This is a genomic window from Ruminococcus sporogenes (assembly GCF_054655175.1).
In genome coordinates this window covers 1-1,806 of the sequence record NZ_BAAHOA010000016.1, presented here as the reverse complement: position 1 = coordinate 1,806, position 1,806 = coordinate 1, and the positions used below count along the sequence as shown (strand labels likewise).

Here is a 1,806-nt window from a genome sequence, read left to right as displayed (position 1 = left end):
CCCCCCCCCCCAGATCATTCCGAGGGTGACTGGAGTTCAGACGTGTGCTCTTCCGATCTGAAGTTTTGAATGGTAATGATAGGGTGGTGATGACTAGTGGCGCATAATTTTAAAACAGATCTATGGGTAGACTGGTGCCCCGGTTGTGGTGATTTCGGTATACTTGCAGCAATCCAGCAGGCACTTGCTGAGTATAATGCCAAGCCCGAGAATTATGTTATCGTATCAGGGATAGGTTGTTCGGCCAAAACGCCTCATTACGTAAACGTATCAGGAATACACACATTACATGGAAGAGCAATACCCTTTGCAACAGGAATAAAGCTTTCCAATCCAAACTTAACGGTAATACTCGATGGTGGGGATGGAGACCTTCTTAGTATAGGTGCTGGTCATTTCGTGGCTGCGGGAAGAAGAAATGTGGATTTTACCATAATACTGCATAACAACGGAGTTTATGGATTAACAAAGGGGCAGGCATCCCCTACCCTTCCAAGGGGTACTAAAACCAAGGGTCTCCAGAGGCCAAATATTTACGACTCGCTCAATCCCATCGCGTTGGCCCTTTCAGTAGGCTATACATTCGTGGCGAGAGCATACGCCTTTAACATAAAGTACACTAAAGACATAATTTTAAAGGCGATCAAGCACAAGGGAACTGCGGTTATAGACCTATTGCAGCCATGCCCAACCTACAACGATATAAACACAAAGGAATGGTATGATCAGCGCATCTACTATCTGGATCAGGATAAAGATTGGGATCCTGTAGTAAGAAAACCTGAGGAGGAAGAGGTAGAGAAGAAATACCTGCAAGCTGTAAACAAATCTCTAGAGTGGGGAGATAGGATACCCATTGGAATTTTCTACCAGAATGAATTCGTTCCAACTTATGAGGAGAGAATAAAGTTAAACTTCCCCAACTATTTCGAAGATCCACCAGCTACTTCAAAGATTGCAAAGAGCGATGGTAGCGCTATTGCAGACATGGAAAATATATTCAAGGACAAAATAGTAAGAAAATGATAATCGGTGGCCATCTGTCTACTAAGGAAGGTTTCGGGAAGCTTCCTGAAATAGCGGTAGGTATAGGATTCAATACCTACCAATTTTTTTCAAAGAACCAGATGCAATGGAAATCTAAGCCCATTGATGACAAATCAGCTCAGGATCATATAATTAACATGAAAAAATACAATATAATCCAACCGGCAATCCACGCCTCCTATTTGTTGAATCTGGGCAGTCCAGAGGAATCAAAATGGGAACAGAGCTATGCTGCTTTCATTGATGAAATACTCAGAGCTAATAAACTGGGAGTTGAATTATTGATATTTCATCCCGGCGCCCATATGGGAAGCGGAACTAAGAATGCATTGAATAAGATAGTGGAAGGGATGAACAGAGCCATAGAAGAGACCAAGGGTTTAAAGGTTAAGCTTACGGTGGAGAATACTGCCGGGCAGGGCACAGTGGTGGGAAGCACCATTGAAGATCTACAATATATAAGAGATGGAATCGAGGACAAAAGCAGGTTAGGGTTCTGCTTCGATACATGCCATGCTTTCCAGGCAGGCTACAATTTGAATGAAAATTACAATGAAATTTTTGATGATTTCGTATCATCTTTGGGCAATGGAATGTTGGTTGCTTTTCATCTAAATGATTCCAAACCGCCCTTTAATAAACACCTAGACAGGCACGAGATGTTGGGAAAGGGAAATCTTTCAAAGCAATTCTTCATAAACCTTCTAACTGATTCAAGATGGAAGGAAACACCGAGATCGGAAGAGCGTCGTGTGGGGG

At 42.7% G+C, this 1,806-nt stretch carries 1 protein-coding gene; it reads left to right on the top strand.

The features are described from left to right. Positions 1-96 precede the first annotated feature (96 nt). Positions 97-1,026, top strand: a complete 930-nt coding sequence (locus tag ACYQ0N_RS15170; RefSeq protein WP_460163159.1) for a 2-oxoacid:ferredoxin oxidoreductase subunit beta — start codon at positions 97-99, stop codon at positions 1,024-1,026. The last annotated feature ends 780 nt before the right edge of the window (positions 1,027-1,806 follow it).